The organism is Rhodobacter sp. P1_C2 (assembly GCF_056406375.1).
Window position 1 is genome coordinate 25579 of record NZ_JBFUAG010000010.1, and the last position, 15831, is coordinate 41409.

The following is a 15831-nucleotide window of genomic DNA, read 5'->3' on the forward strand; positions in this document are numbered from 1 at the left end:
CTTACTCCGGGAAATGGCTGACGATGATGAACATGACGGTGCCCACCAAGGTGACGAGGAAGGAATAGGTGAAAAGCACCAGGGCGAAGGGCTGCATCAGCATGACGACGCCGAGGGCGATCAGGATGGTCGCCAGCATCTCCCAGGGGCCGCGGCGCAGGTGCAGAAGGCCGGTCAGAAAGGCGCTCATTTGCGAACCGCTCCGAAGGTGATGCCGCGCAGCAGGTGTTTGCGCAACATGATGGTGAAGATCATGATCGGCAGCAGGAACAGGGTCGCCCCTGCCGCCACGGCGGGCCAGTCCTTGCCGCCGGTGCCGATGATCGTGGGGATGAAGGGCGGCGCGGTCTGCGCCTCTCCGCTCGTCAGAAGGACCGCGAAGGCATATTCGTTCCAGGCGAAGATCAGGCAGAAGATCGCGGTGGAGGCGATGCCGGTGGCGGCCTGCGGCAGCACGACCTTGTAGAAGGCCTGAAACCGCGTGTAGCCGTCGATCAGGGCGGCCTCTTCATACTCGATCGGGATCTCGTCGATGAAACCTTTCAAGAGCCAGACCGACAGCGACAGGTTCACCGCCGTATAAAGGAAGATCATGCCCAGATGCGTGTCGTTCAGCCCAAGCTCCCGGTACATCAGGAAAATCGGGATGGCGACGGCGATGGGCGGCATCATCCGGGTCGAGAGGATGAAGAACAGCAGGTCGTCCTTGAGCGGCACCTTGAAGCGGCTGAAGGCATAGGCGGCGATGGTGCCGAGAAAGACGCTCAGGAAGGTCGAACCAAAGCCGATGATGACCGAGTTCAGGAAGCGCTGGCCGTATCGGCTCGGCCCGGTGATCACCATGTCGTATTTCCGAACGATCGTATCGTACCAGGTGGTGGGCGGCCCGAGGGCGGCCAGATCCTCCGGCGTCACCCGGCTGCGCGAGGTGAAGAGGTTCACATAACCCTCCAGCGTCGGCGAGAAGAACACCTTGGGCGGGTAGGCGATGGAATCCGAGGGCGATTTGAAGCCGGTGGCGATGATCCAGACCAGGGGCAAGAGGGTGACGACGGCATAAAGGATGACCAGGCTGCCCGCGATCCACTTTTGCCGGCTGGAGGGTTCGGTGATGGAAAAGCTCATCTGTCTTTCACCTTGTTCAAGGCCTTCACGTAGATCGAGGCGAGGCCGAAGACCGTCACGAACAGGATCACCGCATAGGCCGAGGCATAGCCGGTCCGCCATTTCTCAAACGCCTCGCGCTTGAGGTCGATCGAGGTCAGCTGCGTGGTGGCCCCGGGGCCGCCGCCGGTCAGCTGCACGACGAGGTCGAACATCTTGAAATTCTCGATGCCGCGGAACAGGACGGCGAGCATCAGGAAGGGCAGGACCATCGGAATGGTGATGGTCCAGAACTGCCGCCATTTCGAGGCGCGGTCACATTCGGCCGCCTCGTAGATGCTGGGCGGGATGCTCCGCAGGCCCGCAAGGCAGATCAGCATGACGAAGGGCGTCCACATCCAGGTGTCCACGATGACGATGGCCCAGGGCGCCAATGGCACCTCGCCGATCATCGAAAAGCTGGAGGGGTCGGCCCCGGTGAAGAAGGCCACGACATAGTTGAAGAGGCCGATCTGCGGTTGGTAGAGAAAGGTCCAGAAGTTGCCGACCACGGCGGGCGACAGCATCATCGGCAGCACGATCAGCGTGGTCCAGAGGTCGTTGCCGCGGAATTTCTTGTTGATCAGGTAAGCCAGGGTGAATCCGATCACCACCTGCAACAGGATGGTCCAGATCAGGAAATGCGCCGTGGCCTGCAATGAGGCCCAGGTGTCGGGATTGGTCAGGATCTTGCGGTAATTCTCGATGCCGATGAAATGCACCGGGTTGTTCGGCCGGTTGGTGCGGAAATCGGTCAGGCTCAGCCTGATCGTCCAGATCAGAGGAAAGATGTTGACGGCGAGCAAGAGGAAGATCGTGGGGGCGACGAAGACCCAGGCGATGGCCCGGTCAGACAGGCCCCGGACCTTGTGGGCAAGCCGGGACGGTGTGGCCTCGGCAATGCGATCAGCCATGTTTTCGGACATGATGGGGGTTCCAGAGGGCGGATTCGACAAGGGAAGGATGCGCGAGGCCCGACTGGCCCTCAAGAGCCTCGCGCAGATTGCCCGTGGGGTAGGAGGACGGGCAAATCCGGGGTCAGTATTTGCCTTCTTCTTCGAAGGTGGCGTGCCATTCCTTGACGATGCCATCGAGCGCCTCTTTGGCGGTGCCATGGCCGGCCACGACATAGTCATGGAAGTATTTCTGCGAGGCCTGCATCAGCGTCGCATAGCTGGGCTCGGCCCAGAAGTCCTTCACGATCGCCATCGAGTCGAGGAAGGTCTGCGCATAGGGCTGCGAGGTGGCAAAGCCCGGGTCTTCCACCACGGCCTTCAGCGCCGAATAGCCGCCGAGCTTCCACCACTTGGCCTGCACGTCCTTCTGCGCGAACCACTTGATATAGGACAGCGCGGCGTCCTTCTTCTCGGAGGTCGCCACGACCGAGATGCCCTGCCCGCCGAGTTGGGCGAACTGGTCGCCATCCGGGCCGGCCGGGTTGGCGAAATAGCCGGTCTTGTCGCCGCCGACATTGGGATCGGTGTTGAAGCCGGGCCAGGTGAAGGCAAAGTTCATCGCCATCGCGACCTGACCGGATTTATAGGCATCGACGCCCTCGCCCATATAGGCATTCGACATGCCGGGCGGCTGGCAGCAATCGTAAAGCGCCTTGTAGAACTCCAGCCCCTTCACGGACTTGTCGGAGTTGACGAAGCCTTCCATGTCATAGGGCTTGTCGGGGTTGTCATACTTGAAACCGAAGGAATAAAGGACATCCATCGCCCCCATCGTGATGCCTTCGGAGCCGCGTTCGGAGTAGATATAGGCACCATAGACCTTCTTGCCGTCTTCCTCGCGCCCGGTGAAGAAATCTGCGATGTCCTTCAGCTCGGCAAAGGTCTTCGGCACGGCGAGGTCGCGGCCATACTTGGCCTTGAAATCGGCCTGGTTCTTCGGTTCGGCGAACCAGTCCTTGCGGTAGGTCCAGCCCACCACGTCGCCGAAGGCCGGCAGCGCCCAGTAGTTCGGCGTGTTCTTCGGCCATTCGGCATAGCCCACCACGGTGGCGGGGATGAAATCGTCCATCTTGATGCCATTGGCGTCGAAGAAGTCGTTCAGCTTCACATATTGGTTGTTTTCGGCCGCGCCCCCGATCCACTGGCTGTCGCCGATCATCAGGTCGCACAGCTTCCCGCCCGAGTTCAGCTCGTTCAGGAAACGGTCGGCAAAGCTGGTCCAGGGCACGAATTCGAAGTGCATCTTGTTGCCGGATTGCGCCTCGTAGTCCTTGCTCAGTTCGACCAGGGCGTTGGCCGGGTCCCAGGCTGCCCAGCACAGGGTCAGATCCTCGGCCTTGGCCGTGCTCATGGATGCAGCGACCGCCACGGCCGCCGACGTGATCAACAGTCTCGCTTTCATTTTTGATTCCTCCCGGTTCAAGGCCCCGGCCTCCTCGCCGCGACTCTTTGCCCTTTCAGACGGTAGATGAGGTACGCACCTCATGGCAAGAGATTTTTGAGGTACGCACCTCAAATCTGTTGCCAGCCCCGCCGATTTCGGGGAGAAGAGGGCAAAGGGGAGTGGCATGCGACCGACGACGAAGGATCTGGCCAAAGCGGCAGGGGTAAGCCTTGCGACCGTGGACCGGGTGCTCAACGACCGGACCGGGGTGCGCGAGGATACGGTCAAACGGGTGACCGAGGCCATTGAGAAGATTGGCTTTATCCGCAACCTTTCTGCCGCCAACCTTGCCCGGTCGAAAAGCTATCGCTTCCTCTTCCTCTTGCCGCGCACCGGCGATCAGTTCCTGTCCGCCCTGATCGACCGCATCGACGAGGCCAATTTCGCCTTCGCCGGCGAGGCGATGCGCGCCGAGGTGGTGCAGATCCACGAAAGCGACCCGCACCAGATTGCCAACTTTCTGGAAGGCTTGAGCGCCGAGGCGCTGGACGGTGTCGCGATCATGGCCCCCGAATCGCCGCAGGTCCGCGACGCCAAGGCGCGGCTGGGCCAACGCGGGATCGAGGCGGTCTCCTTCATCTCGGGCCAGATCACCGCGGATGAGGATTTCGTCGGCATCGACAACCATGCCGCCGGGGCCACCGCAGGCCGCCTGATGGGGCGGTTTTCCGGCCCTGCGCCGGGCAAGATCCTCGTCGTGGCCGAAACCATGCATGCGCGCGACAGTCTGGAACGGCGCCTGGGCTTTGACGAGGTGATCAACGCCGATTACCCGCATCTGACCGTGCTGCCCTCGCTGGAAACCCATGGCGAGGGGGAGCGGACCGACCGCATCCTGCGCAACACCTTCGCCCGCAGCCCCGAGATTGCGGGCATCTACATCCTCAGCTCCGAAGCCCGCCTGCCCTTGGAGACGGTGACCCAGATCCCGCACAGCAGCCGTCCGGTGATCATCGCCCATGAACGCACCCAGTTCACCGAGGCCGCGCTCCTGTCGCGCCGGATCGACGCACTGATCACCCAGGATTCCGGCCATCTGGTGCGCAGCGCCATCCGCATCCTGCGCGCCCGCTGCGACCGGCGCGAGGTTCTGGCCAGCCAGGAAAAGATCCGGATCGAGATTCTGATCGCCGAGAACCTATAGCGCGACCAGGTGCCCGCCGCCGATATCGGTCAAGGCCAGGCGCGCCGGCCCCTGCCCCAGCGGATGCACCGGGCTTGGCACCTCGCCCGCCAGACGCGGCACGGGCGGGCGGACATGGGCAGGGTCGGGCACCGGCACCGCAGCGATCAGGCGCTGCGTATAGGGGTGCTGCGGATTGCTGAAGACCTGCGCCCGGCTGCCCGTCTCGACGATCTGGCCCAGATACATCACCGCGACCCGGTCGGAGATATTCTCGACCACCGCCATGTCATGGCTGATGAAGAGATAGGCGATGCCGAACTCCTGCTGCAGGGCGCGCAGAAGGTCGAGCACGCGGGCCTGCACCGAAACATCCAGCGCCGAGACGCTTTCATCAGCAATCACCAGCTGCGGGTTCAGCGCCAGGGCGCGGGCGATGCAGATGCGCTGGCGCTGCCCGCCGGAAAATTCATGCGGGTAGCGGTCCAGCTGGTCGGGTGACAGGCCGACCCGGGCGAAAAGCTCCGCCGCTTTGGCGCGCCGCGTGGTGGCATCGCCGATGCCGTGGATCAGCAGGGGTTCGGCGACCAGATCGGCCACCCGCATCCGGGGGTCGAGCGCGGCGGCGGGGTCCTGAAACACCATCTGCACCTGCCGCCGCAGCGCCTTCTTTCCCGCCGTATCAAGATCGGACAGCGCCAGCCCGCCGACCTCGATCCGGCCCTGATGCAGCACGAGGCCGACGATGGCCTTGGCGATCGTCGACTTGCCGCAACCGGATTCGCCGACCAGCGCAAAGGTCTCGCCCTTGCGGATGCTCAGGCTGACCTCTTCGACCGCATGGACCTGATGGGTGATCCGCCCCAGAAGCCCGCCGCGCAGGGGAAAGCGGACCGAGACATCGGTCAGCCGCGCCACGACCTCGCCCTGCGGTTCGGGCCGGGCCGGGGCGCTGCCAAGGCGCGGCACAGCGGCCAGAAGGCTTTGCGTATAGGAAGCGCGCGGCTGGTGGAACAGATCGGCGGTCGCGGCCTCTTCCACCATCGCGCCGTTCTGCATCACGATCACCCGGTCGGCCATTTCGGCCACCACGCCCATGTCATGGGTGATGAGGATGATCGCGGTGCCAAGCTCCTTTTGCAGATCGCGCAGCAGGTCCAGAACCTCGCGCTGCACGGTGACATCCAGCGCGGTGGTGGGCTCATCCGCGATCAGAACCTCTGGCCGCAGCGCCAGCGCCATCGCGATCATCACGCGCTGCCGCATGCCGCCCGACAATTCATGCGGGAACTGGGTCATGCGGCGTTCGGGCTGCGACAGGCGGACGGCGCGCAAAGCCTCAAGCGCGCGCAGGCGTGCCGCGGGGCGGGAGACGGGCGCATGGGCGCGGATCGCCTCGATCACCTGATCGCCCACCGTCATCACCGGGTTGAGCGAGGTCATCGGCTCCTGAAAGATCATCGCGATGCGGTCGCCCCGGCAGGCGCGCATCTGGTGTTCGGGCAGCGTTGTCAGATCGGTGGCACCCAGACGCACCGCACCGCCGCTGACCGCGACATGGGGCGGCAAAAGCCCCATGATCGCCAAGGAGGTGATCGACTTGCCCGACCCGCTTTCCCCCGCAATCGCAAGGGTCTGGCCCTTGTGCAGCGCAAAGGACAGATCGCGGACCAGCGGCTTTGCCCCGGCCTCGGTGGCCACCGAAACGCTCAGGTTCTGCACCGTCAGCACCGGAAGCTCCGGGGCCAGCGCGGCCCCGGAGATGGGTTCAAGAACGCTCATTCGAAAACGCAGCGCGGGAAGTAGAAAGAGACCACCCAGTTCGGCATGTCGACGATCTCGGAGATCCGCAGATCGCCGCAGGTCGAGACCAGCATATAGGCCTCCACCGCCGCCATCCCCCGCGAGGCGCAGAGGAAATCCACCATGCCCGCCACCGCATCGCGCGAGGCCGCCATCAGGTCGGGGCCGATGCCAGTGGTGACCTCGTATCCCTTGGCGTCCAGATGCCGGGTGACCGGGCCGGGCGTGGTGAAGCGCGGGGTCTTGAGCGGGTAGTTCTTCACCAGATCCAGCGTCAGAACCACATCCATCGGGCTTTCGATGGCCGTGCCGCAGACCTCGCCATCGCCCTGCGCGGCATGGGTGTCACCCACGCTGAAGAGGGCGCCCGCCACCTCGACCGGCAGGTAAAGCGTGGTTCCGGCGTTCAGATCACGGATGTCGAGGTTGCCGCCAACCCGCCGGGGCGGCACGACCGAATGCAGGCCGGGTTCGGCCAGGGCATTGCCGATGGTGCCGGCGAAGGGCTTCAAGGGCACCCGCGCCTCGCGCCCATACAGCGCCGGGCCCATCTGGCCGGGATCATAGCTCCAGACATGCAGGGCCGGGTCGGTGAACTGATCGGCCAGCAGGCCAAAGCCGGGGATATTCGCCGTCCAGCCAAAGCCGCGCCCCTCGAAGACCCGGGGGGCAAAGCTGTCGATGGTGACTTTCAGCACGTCGCCGGGTTCCGCCCCTTCGACAAAGATCGGGCCGGAGACCGGGTTGATCTTGCCAAAGTCCAGCGCGCTGACATCGGCCACGGTCGATTGCGGGCCAAGCTGGCCCGCAGAACTGTCATTGCAGTGGAACAGGATCGTGGCGCCGGGTTCCACCCGCGCGGCCGGGGCAAAAGAATTGTCCCAGCCGAAGTGATGCTGCGCCCCGTGGATCGTGTAGTTGCAGGCTTTGCACATGATGGCTCACTTCACATAGATATAGTCGAAGTTGATCGGCGTGGAAACCGGATCGGCGTAAAGCGCATTGGCGCCGCCGAGACGCGGCGCGTGCATCGTATAGCGGCTTTCGTTGAACACCGGAATCCAGGGCGCATCGGCCATGACCTTGGCCATGATGCCGGACCAGGCCTTCATCCGCGCCTCGGCCTGATCGGGGGCGGTCATCGCATCGGCCTTGGTCGCCAGGGCATCCAGGTCCTTGTTGCAGTAATGCGCCCAGTTCCAGCCGCCCGGACCGCCCGACTGGCAGGACAGGATCGGGCCGTAGAAGTCCGAAGGGTCGGGGAAGTCCGCCGCCCAGGCCATGCCACCGGACCAGATCATCGGGGCCGAAGTCGGCTCGCCCCCCGCCTGGATCACATTGGCCTGGGCGAGCGACTGGATCGCAGCCTTCACGCCGATCTTGGACAGATCCTGCTGGATGGCTTGCGCGATCCGCGGGTTGGGGTCGGTGTTGTAGACGAAAAGCTCGGTCTCGAACCCATCCGGGAAGCCGGCCTTGGCCAGAAGCGCCTTGGCCGCCTCGGGGTCATAGGCGAAGCCCCTGAAATCCGGGTCATAGCCCGGCATCCCGGGCGGCAGAACCTGCCCGGTCGGCTTGGCGCGGCCATTGATGATCTGGGTGATCCGCTCCTTGTTGATCGCCATGTTGAGCGCCTCGCGCACCTCCAGCTTGTCGAAGGGCGCGACGTTGAGGTTCAGCGTGACATAGCCCGTTTGCAAACTGGCCTGGCTGACGACCAGCGCCGCCTGGGCCGGGTCGGCCATGACTTCGGTGAACTTGGCGGGCGGGATGCCATCGCCGGGAATGTCGATCTCGCCCTTTTGCAGGCGCAAGAGGGCCACGACCGGCTCTTGCCCGACTTGGAAGGTGATCTTGTCCAGATAGGGCTCGCCCTTGCGCCAGTAATCGGCGTTGCGTTCAAAGGTGATGCTTTGCCCCAGGGTCCAGTCGGTCATCTTGAAGGCCCCGGTGCCGACCGGATGCTTGCCGAAATCGGCGCCCGAAGCCTCCACCGCCTCTTTCGGCACGATATAGCTGAAGTTCAACGCCATGACCTGCAAGAAGGTCGCATCGGGGCGGTTCAGCGTGATGGCCACGGTCAGCGGGTCCACCACCTTGACGCCTTCGAGCCCGGTGGCCGAACCATCCGCCATCTTCTCGTAACCGAGGATCGAGGCGAAGAAGCCCGCGCCGGGGGATTGCGTCTTGGGGTTGGTCACACGGTCCAGCGAGTATTTCACGTCATCGGCCGTCATCTCGCGCCCGTTGGTGAACTTGACGCCCTTGCGCAGGTGGAAGGTGAAGGTCATGCCATCGGCCGAGACGTCATAGCTTTCGGCCAGACCCGGGCGCAGCGTGGTGGTGCCGGGGACGTAATCCATGAGGCCATCGAACAGCGACTTGATCATCGACCAGTTCTGCCAGTCATAGCCGATCGCCGGGTCCAGCGTGGCCACGTCGTCGTGATAGGTGACGGTGATCTCGCCCCCCTGTTTGGCGGCGGGGTCGGGCGTGTAGTCTTGCGCCAGCGCGGGCATGGCACAGGCCAGCACGAGGGCGGTGGAGGCGAGCAGGTTTTTCATGGTCTCTCCTGTTGGTTTTATCGGATTTTGATCAGCGAATTTTGATTCTGGGGTCGATGAAGGGCGTGATGAGGTCGGCCAGAAGGTTGCCCAGCACGATGGCCACGGCAGAGACGAGCGTCACCGCCATGATGATCGGAATGTCGATGCGCTGGATCGCCTGCCAGGCCAGCTGCCCGATGCCGGGCCAGGCGAAGACGCTTTCCACCACGACCACGCCGCCCATGAAGACCCCGATGTCGATGCCGATCATCGCGATCACCGGCAGGATCGCATTGGGCAGGGCATGGCGCAGCACGACGCGGGCGCGGGTCAGGCCCTTGGCGCGGGCGGTGCGGATGAAATCGGCGGCCAGCACCTCGACCATCGAAGACCGCATCATCCGCGCGTACCAGCCGGAACCGAGGATGCCCAGGGTGACGGCGGGCAGCACCAGATGCCGGAAGGTGCCGTAGCCGCCGACCGGAAACCAGCTCAACTGCACCGCAAAGACATAAAGCAGTAGCAGGCTGACCACGAATTGCGGGGCAGAGACTGTGACGAAAGAGGTCATCATCAGCATCTGGTCGGCCAGCCGTCCCTTGGTCAGCGCGGCCACGATGCCCATGGTCAGGCCCAGGACCAGCTCGCAGCAGATCCCCGCCGCCATCAGCAGCAGCGTGGCCGGCAGGCGCGCGGCGATCAGCTCTGCCACTTGCGTCTTCTGCAGGTAGCTGCGCCCGAAATCGCCATGCAGCAGACCCGCAAGGTAGCGCAGGAACTGCACGAGGAAGGGTTGGTCCAGCCCCAGCTCGCGCCGGATGTTGGCCACGGTTTCCGGCGTGGCCGAGCGGCCCGCGATCTGGCGCACCGGATCGGCGGGCAGGATGTAAAGCAGGAAGAAGGTGATGAAGGCCACGCCCAACAGGATCAGCGCCGATTGGATCAGGCGGCGGAGGAGATAGCTGGCCATCTACCCGCGCCCCCGTTGCGTCGGGTCAAGGACATCGCGCAACGCGTCTCCGACCAGGTTGAAGGCCAGCGCCAGCAGGATGATCGCGGCGCCGGGGATGAAGACCAGCCAAGGGGCGGACTGGAAATAGGTCTGGTTCTCGAAGATGATATTGCCCCAGCTTGGCGTCGGCGGCTGCACCCCCACGCCAAGGAAGGACAGCGTCGCCTCCAGAAGCACGGTGGTCGAAATCCCCAGCGTGCCCCAGACGATGATCGTCGGCACCAGATGCGGCAGGATGTGGCGGAAGAGGATGCGCCCGGTCGAGGCGCCCAGCGTCCGCTCGGCCGCGATGAAGTCGCGCGTCGCGAGGGAGGAGGTCTCGGTATAGATCACCCGGGCCGTCTGCACCCAGTTGACCAGCGCGATCACCATGGCGACGATCCAGAGCGAGGGCTGGAAAATCGCCGCCAGGCAGATCGCCAGCAGAAGCGCCGGGAAGGCCATCATCAGGTCGGTGAAGCGCATCAGCACCGCGCCGATCCAGCCGCGGAAATAGCCCGCCAGCAGGCCGACGGTGGTGCCGATCAGCAGCGAAAGCCCATTGGCCACCACCCCGATGATCAGCGAAGTGCGGGCGCCGTAGAGGATGCGGGAAAACAGATCGCGGCCCAGAAGGTCGGTGCCGAAGAGGAAGGCGCCCCCCGGCGGCATCGGCGCGCCTTCCAGCGTCAGCCCGTCGAACATCTGCTCGTCAGGGGCATGGGCCACAAGGAATGGGGCGGCCAGCGCCCCGCCGATCACCAGGGCGATGACCAGAAGGCCAAGGACCGCCAGCTTGCGCCGCATCAGGCGGTGGAGCGGGCCTGCGGGGCGGGCGGGCTCAGCCACGGTTGCGGAAACCATCGGGATCCTTTCCGGCAGCGACGATCCGCGCCGCCGCTTCCTCCAGCGTCACGCGCCAGGCCATGGCCATCTGGCGCAGGCGGTCATAGGCCTCGGCCTCGGTGCCGCCGCGCGCGGCCAGAAGGGTGACGGCGCGCACCAGGGTCTGGCGCTCGTCCAGCCTGCGGCGCAGGCCGGCGATCTCGACACTCAGCGCCGCCTGCGCGTCAAAGGCGGCGCGGGCGACCAGTAGTGTCGCATAGGCCCCGTTGTCGCCGACGGGTTTGAGCATCTGGGCATGGGCCCCGGCCTCCAGCGACCATTCGATGCGGCCCGGCGCCTCGGACCCGATCAGCGCGATCATCGGAATGGGCGAGGCGCCGGGCGCCCAGGGGAATTGCCCGTCATGGCCCATATCGGCGTCGAAGAAGACGAAATCGGCGCCGAGCGCGCTGGCGTCCAGATCGGGCCAGACCTGGGTGACCATAAGGCCGATGGCGTTGAGCTGGCGGGTCAGGGCCTGCACGGTCGGATGCGGACGGTGCAGGATGATCGCCTGCGCGCCGCCGAGGTTCTGGATGCGGACCGGGCGCTTCATGACACCACCCGCAGGCCCGGCGCCTGGGGATCGCGGCCGCGCGTCAGGTAGGGATCGCCCGCCACGGCACCGCGGTTCTGGATGACCCGGAAGGCGCCCTCTTCGACCCGCGCGATCAGCACGGGCAGGCTGGTGTGATGGGTGTCGGGGTCGATGATGCCGCCCGTCCCCGCCAGCAGATCGGACAGGCCCTGCGCCTCGGGCCGGCGCGACAGAAGCCTTGCCAGTTCGCGCACCGCGACGAAGGCCGCCGCCTCGTGCGAAGAGCCGAAGCTGCCGCCGGGCCAGGCCTGCTGCCCGCGGAAATAGGGTCCCGCCGCCACCAGCCCCTCGGCCCGCTCGCCCAGCGCGGGCAGTTCGGCCTCGGTCAGGTTGCAGGACAGGACCGGGCAGCGCCCCGGCAGGAAGGACGCATCCTCGGCCCCGAGCGCGCGGTAGGCCTGCATGAATTCATAGGAGGAAGGCCCGATCAGCGAATTCAGGATGAAATCCGGCCTTGTGGCGCGGATCTCCTCGATCATCCGGGCGACATCGGTCGAGCCGATCGGCAGATAGCGTTCGCCCAGAACCTGCCCGCCCGAGGTCTGCACGATGTCGCGCGCGAGGCGGTTCATCTCCCAACCCCAGATGTAGTTGGACCCGGTCAGGTAAGCCCGCTTGCCATGCGCGGGCATCACCCAATCCAGCAGCGGCAGAAGGTGCTGGTTCGGGCAGGCATGGGTGTAGACGACGTGATCGGAGGCCTCGAAGCCTTCGTAAGGCACGGTGTACCAGAGCGTGCCGCCCAGTTTTTCCAGAACCGGGATCACTTCCTTGCGGCTCCACGAGGTGACACAGCCGATCACATGCCGGGCGGAGGTGTCGCGCAGGATCTCGGCACAAAGCGGGCCGTAAAGGTCGATGTTGCCGCCGGGATCGCGTTCGACCGGCAGAAAGCTGATGTCCAGATCGGGGTCGGCGTTGATCCGGGCGATGGCGGACAGCGCGCCGGACCGGCACGCCTCGCCGATCAGCGAATAGCTGCCCGAGCGGGAGTAGAGCAGGCCAAGTTCCACGCGACGCTTCATGCCACAGATCCAAAACAAAAGGCCCCGGCGCAGTCCTCTAAAGGTACTGCGCGCGGGGCCCTGATGCCACACCGGCTTTTGCCGTCAATGATGGGGAAAGGCTAGCGGGCGGCGGGCTTCGGGTCAAGGCGCGCGCCGTGGCACGGCGCGGTCCAACCGGGCAATTGCCGCGAAAAGAGGCAAGGGGCAGCGATCAGACGATCCGCGCCAGCAGGGTCGCAACCTCTGCGGGTGTGAAGGGCTTTTCCAGCATCAAGGGCGTCTCCAACCCGACCTGCGCCGCCCGCGCCGGGCCGGAGACGGTATCCCCGGTCATCAGCACGATCCTTCCCGCAAGGTCGGGGCGCAACTCGGCTGCCTGCAGCGCAAGTTCGGCGCCGTCCATGCCCGGCATCCGCAGATCGGTGAAGACCAGATCGAAGGCGCCCGCCCGCAGGGCCTGCAGGGCCGCGGCGGAAGAGGCGCAGACCGTGGCGCGGTGCCCGGCCAGCTGAAGGATCTCGGACAGGCTCAGCGCCACGTCGGGCTCGTCATCGACGATCAGGACATCGCGGCCCACGGAACCCGCCGCATCGGCGCGCCCGGCGGGGGCGGCTTCGGCGGCGGTGGCAATCGGCAGGCGGATCTCGAAACAGGCGCCGGGCAGATCGCCCTCGCCCTTCGCGGCCAGCCGGATGCTGCCGCCATGCGCCTCCACCACATTGCGCGAGATCGAAAGGCCGATCCCGGTGCCGACATCGACCGCCTTGGTGGTGAAATAGGCGTCGAAGATCCGCGCCCGCAGCGCCTCGGGCACGCCGGTGCCATTGTCCTGGAACCGCAACAGCAGGACGTCGCCTTCCTCCTGCGGCTCCACCCGGGCCTCGACCCGCACCAGACGCGGCAGGGGGATGGTGGTCAGGACCTGCTGGGCATTGATGAAGAGGTTGGAGAAGACCTGCCCCATCAGGTCGCGGTCAGCGTCGATCTGCGGCAGGTCATCGGCGAGGTCGAGGACGACCTCCACCCCGGCCGAGCGCAGGCCATAGCCCACCAGTTCCAGCGCGCCGCGGATCACCTCGGCCACGTCCAGCCTTTCGCGCTGCGGCGGTTTCTGCCGCGCCATGGCGAGGAAGCTTTTCACGATCCGCCCGCAGCGGTTGGCCGCGGCGCGTATCCGCTCGGCGCGGGTGCGGATATCGGGGTCCTTGGCACGTTCGACCAGAAGGGTCGCCTGGGCCACGGCAATGGCGAGGGGGTTGTTCAGCTCATGCGCCACCCCGGCCAGCAAGGACCCCATGGCCGACAGCTTTTCGACCTGGTGCAGGCGGTCGCGCCCCTCCTGCATCTCGCGGGCCAGCCGCTTGGCCTCGGTCAGGTCGCGCAGATGCGAGACGAAAAGCTGCCGCCCGCCTTCGGAGACCCGGGTGATCGCCAGTTCCACCGGCAGGCGGCTGCCATCCTTGCGCATCGCCTCGACCTCGATCCGGCGGCCGATCACCCGCGCCTCGCCGCTGGCGAGGTAGCGCGCCATGCCGGCCTCGTGGGTGGCGCGGGCCTCGGGCGGGACGATCAGATCGCCGACCCGGCGCCCGATCGCCTCGGCGGCGGTATAGCCGAAGATCGCCTCGGCCGCCGGGTTGAACTCATGCGCGATGCCCTGGTCATCCATCACCACGATGCCGTCGAGGGCCGAGATGACGACCGACCGGTAGAGCGCCTCGCGCTCGGCCAGGGCGGTGACATGGGCCTCGGCCTCCTGTTCGGCGGCCTTGAGCTCGGTCAGATCGCGGGTGAAGGTCAGATAGCCCGGCAGGCTTTCGCCCGGCGCGATGAAGGGCAGGATCGAGACCTGAAGATAGCGCCGCCCGGTGCCCTGATAGGTGATCCAGCCTTCGAAGCGGCCGATCTCGCCGCGCCGGATCAGGGGGGTGATGGCGCGGTACTGCGCCTCGACCTCGGGGCCGAGGATCTCGGCCACCGGATGGCCGATCACCTCGGCGGCGGTCTTGCCCATGAAGCTGAGAAATTCGCGGTTGGCGTCGCGGTAGATCAGCTCGGCGTCGAGGTAGACCACCCGCAGGGGCACGCCATCGACCATGGCGCGCAGCTGCACGGTCTGGGCAAAGCGCAGGCGGGCGGCCTCGGTGATGCGGTCGATCAGCGGGCGGAAGGGCGCGGGCAGGTCTTCGGGCGGGCCGAGGCGGACGATCTCGGCCGAGGGTTTGGTGCCGTAATCGGCCAGCGCCACCGCCGGGATCACGAACTGGCGGTCGAGGATCGCCGCCACCGTGGCGAGGACGACCAGCACCCCGGCCACCAGAAGCCCCATCGGCGCCATCCGGTCGCGGGCGCGGGCCTGCACCTCGGCACGCGGCAGGGTCATCACCAGCCGCCAGGGCGTGCCCTCGATCAGGACCGAGGCGACGTAAAGCGGCCCGCGCGGCAGGAATTTCCCGCCGGTGTCGGACAGATCCGCCGTCTGCATCAGGCTTTGCGCTGCGACCGGCCCCTTGGCGGAAGGGTCAAAGCCATCGGGCGTGGCCACCAGGTTGTCGGCCTGATCCACCACGGCGACCCTGGCCGAGACCACCGGAAACCCGCCGAGCATCTTGGAGAGGTAGGACAAGAGCACATCCGCCCCGACGATGCCGCGGAACTGCCCCTTGACCCAGACCGGCGCGCCCCGCGTCACCATGAGGCCGGTGCCGCCAGCATCCAGATAGACCGGCGACCAATAGGCCTTGTGATCGGGATTGGCCGCAGGCTCGGCCAGGGTGTAAAGGTCATAGGTGAAGTAATCGGCCAGTGCTGCATCGGGATCGCCCGGCGCCAGCATCTCCTGCGGCGGGGCCCAGGGGTAGATCGCGACGTAGCGGCGGGTTTCCGAGAAGAAATAGGACCAGCGCATCCAGGGCCGGCTGGCCTGGGTCGCCCGGGCCAGGGCGAACATCGAGGCGAGCGCCGAAATCTCGCGCCGCGCCTCCGGGGTCAGGCGGTCGGGGTTGCCCAGAAGCATGCCGTGATCCGGGCCGGGATTGGCCAGATAGGGCGGCCAATCCATCGCGCCGTCGTATGCGGGCTGGTCGGCCTCCTGGGCCAGCCTCTGTTCGGCAAAGGCGCGCATCACGGCGATATGTGTATCCACCTCGGCGGCCAGCTGTTCCAGCCCGGCGCGGCGGATGCGCCCGGCATCGGCCAGCTCGCGCAGGATGTCGGCACGGGCATTGTCCATCTCGCGCAGGCCGAGGATCACCATCACCGTGAGCAAGGGCACCGCCGCCCCGATCAGCAGCCAGATGAACCGGCGGCGCAGCCGGGCCGAGGGGTCGGCCATC

At 66.0% G+C, this 15831-nt stretch carries 13 protein-coding genes; 1 reads left to right on the forward strand and 12 read right to left on the reverse strand.

Features of this window, described 5'->3' with window-relative positions; translation table 11 throughout:
* Nucleotide 1: 1 nt before the first annotated feature.
* The 4 genes from AC1DZT_RS17270 to AC1DZT_RS17285 form a co-directional block, all read right to left on the reverse strand.
* Nucleotides 2–190, reverse strand: a complete 189-nt coding sequence (locus AC1DZT_RS17270) for a hypothetical protein (RefSeq protein ID WP_478007889.1) — start codon at nt 188–190, stop codon at nt 2–4.
* Complete coding sequence (locus tag AC1DZT_RS17275) at nt 187–1125, reverse strand: carbohydrate ABC transporter permease (protein WP_478007890.1); 939 nt, start codon at nt 1123–1125, stop codon at nt 187–189. Before AC1DZT_RS17275 ends, AC1DZT_RS17270 begins: the two co-directional genes overlap by 4 nt.
* On the reverse strand, nt 1122–2057 hold the full coding sequence (locus AC1DZT_RS17280; protein ID WP_478007891.1) for a carbohydrate ABC transporter permease: 936 nt from the start codon (nt 2055–2057) through the stop codon (nt 1122–1124). Before AC1DZT_RS17280 ends, AC1DZT_RS17275 begins: the two co-directional genes overlap by 4 nt.
* Before the next feature lie 124 nt (nt 2058–2181).
* Complete coding sequence (locus tag AC1DZT_RS17285) at nt 2182–3501, reverse strand: ABC transporter substrate-binding protein (RefSeq protein WP_478007892.1); 1320 nt, start codon at nt 3499–3501, stop codon at nt 2182–2184.
* A 166-nt stretch (nt 3502–3667) separates the two neighbouring features.
* Between AC1DZT_RS17285 and AC1DZT_RS17290 the strand changes: the two genes are divergently transcribed.
* Nucleotides 3668–4687, forward strand: coding sequence for a LacI family DNA-binding transcriptional regulator (locus AC1DZT_RS17290; RefSeq protein ID WP_478007893.1), 1020 nt, complete (start codon nt 3668–3670; stop codon nt 4685–4687).
* Here the strand turns inward: AC1DZT_RS17290 and AC1DZT_RS17295 are convergent.
* The 8 genes from AC1DZT_RS17295 to AC1DZT_RS17330 form a co-directional block, all read right to left on the reverse strand.
* Nucleotides 4682–6448 (reverse strand): ABC transporter ATP-binding protein, encoded by a 1767-nt coding sequence (locus AC1DZT_RS17295; protein ID WP_478007894.1) that lies wholly within the window; start codon nt 6446–6448, stop codon nt 4682–4684. The genes AC1DZT_RS17290 and AC1DZT_RS17295 overlap by 6 nt on opposite strands.
* Nucleotides 6445–7404 (reverse strand): acetamidase/formamidase family protein, encoded by a 960-nt coding sequence (locus AC1DZT_RS17300; RefSeq protein WP_478007895.1) that lies wholly within the window; start codon nt 7402–7404, stop codon nt 6445–6447. The genes AC1DZT_RS17295 and AC1DZT_RS17300 overlap by 4 nt, the downstream gene beginning before the upstream one ends.
* A gap of 6 nt (nt 7405–7410) precedes the next feature.
* Nucleotides 7411–9033, reverse strand: a complete 1623-nt coding sequence (locus AC1DZT_RS17305; protein WP_478007896.1) for an ABC transporter substrate-binding protein — start codon at nt 9031–9033, stop codon at nt 7411–7413.
* Between the two features lie 31 nt (nt 9034–9064).
* Nucleotides 9065–9985: an ABC transporter permease gene (locus tag AC1DZT_RS17310; protein WP_478007897.1), complete on the reverse strand. Its 921-nt coding sequence runs from the start codon at nt 9983–9985 to the stop codon at nt 9065–9067.
* Nucleotides 9986–10870: an ABC transporter permease gene (locus tag AC1DZT_RS17315; RefSeq protein ID WP_478007898.1), complete on the reverse strand. Its 885-nt coding sequence runs from the start codon at nt 10868–10870 to the stop codon at nt 9986–9988. It abuts the gene before it with no gap.
* A complete protein-coding gene (locus AC1DZT_RS17320) occupies nt 10848–11447 on the reverse strand; it encodes an ANTAR domain-containing response regulator (RefSeq protein WP_478007899.1) in 600 nt (199 codons plus the stop codon). Before AC1DZT_RS17320 ends, AC1DZT_RS17315 begins: the two co-directional genes overlap by 23 nt.
* Complete coding sequence (locus AC1DZT_RS17325) at nt 11444–12514, reverse strand: transporter substrate-binding protein (RefSeq protein WP_478007900.1); 1071 nt, start codon at nt 12512–12514, stop codon at nt 11444–11446. The genes AC1DZT_RS17320 and AC1DZT_RS17325 overlap by 4 nt, the downstream gene beginning before the upstream one ends.
* 193 nt (nt 12515–12707) lie before the next feature.
* A complete protein-coding gene (locus tag AC1DZT_RS17330) occupies nt 12708–15830 on the reverse strand; it encodes a PAS domain S-box protein (protein ID WP_478007901.1) in 3123 nt (1040 codons plus the stop codon).
* Nucleotide 15831 lies beyond the last annotated feature (1 nt).